Consider the following 5267-nt stretch of genomic DNA (forward strand, 5'->3'; position numbering starts at 1 on the left):
GCATTTAGAAGCAGCGCTCATCGAAAGAAATCGAGGTGAAGCAGATGACGAACGAAAATCGTCCGCTTATCTTCGTTGTTGACGRCGAAACATTGATCTCAAGGTCTCTTGCGACGATTCTCAAGCAAGAGGGCTTTTCTGCCTGCGACTTCAACGATCCACGTCGCGCGCTGGAGATGGCCCTCATCACACCACCCGATCTGCTTCTCAGCGATGTCATGATGCCCTATCTCTCGGGCATCGAGCTCGCCATCGCTATGAAAAAGATCACGCCATGCAAGGTGCTGCTCTTCTCTGGTCAAGCCGGCACCGTGGACCTTCTGGAGTCAGCTCGAAACCGGGGCTACGACTTCGAGCTGCTGCACAAACCAATCCACCCCGCAGAGCTGCTCCGGGAGATACGTCACTCGCTGCCATTCGAGCTTTGCAACTAACCTCTAGAGCAATTCTCCTAATGCCGTAGCTCTGGATAATTCCGCGAATGCCGTTTTCTTCGCAGGAAAACGGCGCAAGCAGTCAAAACTCCGCACTACCCTCTTAGGAGAAATGCTCTAGTGCCCCGCATCAATGCCGAAACGAAGATGCCCCGCACCCGACATTACAGATGCGGGGCATCTTGTGTGACTGCAGGGCTAGACGCTCGCCAGCTCTTCTTCCGCAATGACGCTGCTGTTGATAAAGGGCTCAATCGCCAACAGGGTGTTGCGCAACGCGTCGCATCCTTCATATGCACAACTCATCGCCTGTGCCTTCTGGCGGTAGCGGCTTTCTGCGAGAACCGTCCGTACTGCATCGCGAATCTGCTCCGCTGTCGGCGTCCCGGTCCTGAGGTCGACACCGCAGCCACTCCATGCCACACGCGCAGAGACGAAGGGCTTATCCTCCGAAGCACCGGCACTCACAATCGGCACCCCAGCACGTAGGGCCATCTGTACGCCGTTGTAACCTCCATTGGTCACAAAGACGTCCGTCTTCGGCAGAATGGCCGCGTACGACAGATAGCTCTCCAGCCGGGCATTCGCAGGAATGCGCACCGCGCTCGCATCAGCGCCGCCAGCGGTTGCGACGACCTGCACCGGCTCATCGGCCAGGCCATCCAGTGCGGGTTGAAGTAACTGGTTGAAGTCATAGTTGGCGATTGTGCCCTGCGTCACAAACACTACCGGTTTCGCGGGATCGAGAGCCTGAACCCACGAAGGAGCCTCCACATCGTCGTGTTTCGGAATCATAGGCCCGACAAAGGCCATATTGTGCGGCAGCTCTTTCATCGGAAACTCAAATGCCGGAGTGGTGAACTGCAGAAACAGGTCGGGGCGCTCGTACAGTTCATCGAAGAGGAAGGTCTCCAGACGTTCGCCACAGCATGCTTCGATCTTGTCGCTCACATAATCAGTTGCCGGCTGAAGCGCAGCCGCGATCTGAGCGTTGTGTTCCGCATTACGCTGCAGTCCCTCAGGAGAGCTGTCATGCCCAGTGAACGGAGAGACCTCGGCATTACGACACATGCAGGGCACAATGCCGCAGGAGATGATTGCGGGACGCTCGGCGCGTGACTTCATCAACATGGGAAGGATGCCCATGAACAGCAAGTCCGCCAACACGGCATCGACGCCTTCAGTATCCACCAGGCGCTGCAAGGCGGCGTACTGTTCCGCAATGGCGTCTCCGAAGACATGTTGCATGTCATAGGTGATCTGCGGCAGACCAGGCTCGACGCGGCTGCGTTCAGGAAAGTAAACATCCTGGTAGCGCATGTCATAGTTCGCCGCTCCAGCAAGCGGCACATAGCCGAGACCGGCGGTCTCGACACAATCACGGTAGATCTCACCCGTCAGTACGGTAATGCGATATCCATTGGCAGCCAGATGCTGAGCCACCGCCATCATGGGGTTGAAATGACCTGGAACGGGTGTAGCAGCGATAACAACGTGTTTCATCGAAGGGAAACTCCTGACAAAGTAGAAATAAGGGCACGCAGACAAACGGGCAGCATGTGCGCGATGACGCATACGCATCACTGCTCCTGAAAGAGCGCCTGAACACTGCAACCGAAAGGGGGACGTGAGATCTTCCTGCGGTCATCGACGACCGGCGCAGACTGCATGAAGAAGGGCGGAAGTATCTCCGAAATGAGCATACGCCCAAATCATCTGATCGGTTCCGCGAAAATCGATCAAAATACAAGAAAAACGTTTTCCTTCATCCATCGCGTACCATGGTGGCGAAGCATGTCCTCGAACAGCCATCCCACACCGCGGCTCTATCAGCGCGTAGCAGAACAGATCTCCGCCTACATCCGGGAGCACCGTCTTGAGCCAGGGCAACGTCTACCCTCTGAAAAAGACCTTGCCCGCAAACTCAACGTCTCCCGGCCGACGATCCGCGAGGCGATGATCGCCCTGGAGATCGCGGGACAGCTCGAGATCCGTGTCGGCTCCGGCGCTTATATCCGTCAGGCGCCGCATCAGGTTCCGTTGCTRCTCGATGCGGGTCCGGGGCCATTCGAGCTGCTGCGAGCGCGTCTTTTAATCGAGGGCGAGATCGCTGCCGATGCTGCTCTCAACGCCTCTGCCGAACAGCTCAAACAGATTGAGGCCACTATTCAGGAGATGAAGGCGCTCGATGCAGCCGGGCAGAATGCACAGATCACCGACCGTCACTTTCACGTCGCGATCGCCGAAGCAGCGCGCAACAACGTCCTCGCCAGCATTGTGGACAGCCTGTGGGCGGGCATCTTCTCGCCCATCTTCCACTCGCTCTCGCACCTTGCCGGACTGCAGCATCATCAGCAGATGACGCTGCGCGACCACCAGGCGATCCTTAGAGCCATCAAAGCACGTGATCCACAGGCAGCCCGCGCCGCCATGCGCAACCACCTGCGCCACGTGGAAGACATCCTTGCCGGTCAGCCGGAAAAGACGACCCGCCCTAAAAAATCTGCCCGAAAATCCACTTCCCGGAAACCTGCCTGACCAATTCTTGAAATTGGTCAGACAACTATGACATCCTTAAAATCATTGAGGCAGGCGCATCGCCGCCCCAGAGGAGACGAAACAACCCATGCCGTGGTTTTCCATTGAGGGCGACGCCCTCACCGAAGCGCAGATCCAATCCGCCGTTGACCGCCTTCTCACCGAAGCTCGCACGCGCATCAACAAGGACCTGAAGCGCGTTCTGCTGCTTCCCCCGGATCTCACCCGTGCCCACTCCGGCGCCGGCAAGATCACGGAGCTGCTCTACAAGGCGCTTCCCGACGCTCATGTCCTGGTGATTCCCACGCTCGGCCAGCACATTCCCCACACCGAAGCCGAGAACAAGTGGATGTTCGGCGATATTCCGCACGAGCGCATCCTTCCCCATGACTGGCGCAACGGCGTTACCCACATCGGCACCATCCCTGCCTCGCTGGTGAAGGAGACCACCCAGGGCGCCGCTGACTGGGAGATCCCCGTCGACCTGAACTCTGTTCTGATGGACCAGCAGTGGGACCTCATCATCAACGTCGGCCACGTGGTTCCCCACGAAGTGCTGGGCTTCGCCAACCACAACAAGAATTACTTCATCGGCCTTGGCGGCAAGGAGACCATCTGCGCCTCGCACATCGCCGCTGCCGTCTACGGCATTGAGAACAACCTGGGCTGCCTGATCACACCACTGCGCGCGACCTATAACTGGGCGGAAGAGAATCTGCTGAAGCATCTGCCGGATGTCTATCTACAGATCGTGATGCAGCGCGACGCCAACAATAAGCTGGTCACGAGCGGCATCTTCGTCGGCGACGATCTCGACACCTATCTGCAGGCCGCCCGCAAGAGCCGTGAGCAGAACATCACAGTCTTCGAAAAGCCCATCAAGAAGGTCGTCGCCGTGATGCAGGCCGATGAGTTCCGGGCAACCTGGGTCGCGAACAAGGCGGTCTACCGCACCCGTATGGCGATCGCAGACGGCGGCGAGCTGCTGATCATCGCCCCCGGCGTGGAGCGCTTTGGCGAACAGCCCGAGGTCGATGCCCTTATCCGCAAGTATGGCTACAAGGGAACGCCGCGCACGCTCTCGCTCTACAAGACCGAGGCCGACATGCAGGAGATTCCGCATGGCGTGGCGCACCTGATCCACGGCTCCAGCGAAGACCGCTTCACCATCACCTACGCTCCCGGCCATCTCAGCAAGGAAGAGATCGAGCAGGTTGGCTACGACTACGCCGACTGCGCCGAGATGCAGAAGCGCTATGACCCCGCCGTCATGAAGGAAGGCTGGAACACCATGCCTGACGGTGAGGAAGTCTTCTACATCAGCACGCCTTCGGCCGGCCTGTGGGCGACTGCCGAGAAGCTGCATAACCCTAACCGCCTGGACTACGGCAAGAATCTGTAACGCAGCAACTGTATATGGACACACTCGCAGCAAAACGCGAAACCCTGCGCCGGGAGCTGGCCACGAGCGAACATCTTCTCGTGGCCTACTCCGGCGGCGTCGACTCAGCCTATCTGGCATGGGAGGCGTACCAGGTCCTCGGCGACCGCATGCAGGCCGTCATCGCGGACTCCCCCAGCCTGCCGCGGAAGCATCTCTCGGCAGCCATCGACTTCGCACAGCAGCACAGCATTCCTCTCCGCGTGATCAACACCCGCGAGATGGAGAAGCCGGACTACGTTCGCAACGACAGTCAGCGCTGCTTCCACTGCAAGGACGAGCTCTTCCACGCCATGGAAGCACTCAGCCGGGAGCTTGGCATCGCCACCATCGCCTATGGCCGCAACCTCGATGACAACGGCGATTTCCGCCCGGGCCAGCGTGCTGCAACACTGCACCATGCCACGGCTCCGCTGGCGACTGCGCAGCTCGGCAAGCAGGAGATCCGCACCCTGGCTCGCAACGCCAATCTCACCGTGTGGGATAAGCCCGCTTCGGCCTGCCTTTCGTCGCGACTCGAATACGGCCGCGAGGTCACACCGGAGGCTCTGGCCCAGGTAGAGGCCGCTGAAGACGCGCTCAATGCCCTTGGCTTCCTGCAGGTCCGTGTACGGCACCATGGCACACTCGCCCGCGTCGAGATCGCACGCGAAGAACTTCCACGCGCCCTATCGATGGAAGCGCTCGACAGCATCACCACTGCTCTCCGCGCCGCGGGCTTCCAATATGTGACGCTCGATACACAGGGCTACCGCAGCGGCAGCATGAACGCCATTCTCCCTATTTCAACCCTCACAGCTAACCTAACTGGCAACCAATAAGTCCTTATCTACCGGCATGCGGTTGCCCCATGC

General features: G+C 59.1%; 5 protein-coding genes. 4 read left to right on the forward strand and 1 reads right to left on the reverse strand.

The window, feature by feature from the left end; translation table 11 throughout:
- Positions 1-44 precede the first annotated feature (44 nt).
- A complete protein-coding gene (locus AB4043_RS13520; protein ID WP_442307273.1) occupies positions 45-434 on the forward strand; it encodes a response regulator in 390 nt (129 codons plus the stop codon).
- Between the two features lie 198 nt (positions 435-632).
- On the opposite strand, the gene AB4043_RS13525 is transcribed toward AB4043_RS13520, so the two are convergent.
- On the reverse strand, positions 633-1937 hold the full coding sequence (locus AB4043_RS13525) for a glycosyltransferase (RefSeq protein WP_442300259.1): 1305 nt from the start codon (positions 1935-1937) through the stop codon (positions 633-635).
- Between the two features lie 291 nt (positions 1938-2228).
- Between AB4043_RS13525 and AB4043_RS13530 the strand changes: the two genes are divergently transcribed.
- From AB4043_RS13530 to larE, 3 genes are all read left to right on the forward strand, one after another.
- Positions 2229-2972 carry a FadR/GntR family transcriptional regulator gene (locus tag AB4043_RS13530; RefSeq protein ID WP_442300260.1) on the forward strand — a complete coding sequence of 248 codons (744 nt, stop codon included), beginning with the start codon at positions 2229-2231 and terminating at the stop codon, positions 2970-2972.
- Between the two features lie 88 nt (positions 2973-3060).
- Positions 3061-4374: a lactate racemase domain-containing protein gene (locus tag AB4043_RS13535; protein WP_442300261.1), complete on the forward strand. Its 1314-nt coding sequence runs from the start codon at positions 3061-3063 to the stop codon at positions 4372-4374.
- A gap of 14 nt (positions 4375-4388) precedes the next feature.
- Positions 4389-5234, forward strand: a complete 846-nt coding sequence (larE, locus tag AB4043_RS13540) for an ATP-dependent sacrificial sulfur transferase LarE (RefSeq protein ID WP_442300262.1) — start codon at positions 4389-4391, stop codon at positions 5232-5234.
- The last annotated feature ends 33 nt before the right edge of the window (positions 5235-5267 follow it).

This window comes from Terriglobus sp. YAF25, from assembly GCF_052113305.1.
GTDB lineage: Bacteria > Acidobacteriota > Terriglobia > Terriglobales > Acidobacteriaceae > Terriglobus.

What these genes read in the sequence shown, in the direction of transcription:
- AB4043_RS13525 (WP_442300259.1), bottom strand. Translation starts at nt 1,937, where the DNA reads ATGAAACACGTTGTTATCGCTGCTACACCCGTTCCAGGTCATTTCAAC.
- larE (WP_442300262.1), top strand. Translation starts at nt 4,389, where the DNA reads ATGGACACACTCGCAGCAAAACGCGAAACCCTGCGCCGGGAGCTGGCC.
- AB4043_RS13535 (WP_442300261.1), top strand. Translation starts at nt 3,061, where the DNA reads ATGCCGTGGTTTTCCATTGAGGGCGACGCCCTCACCGAAGCGCAGATC.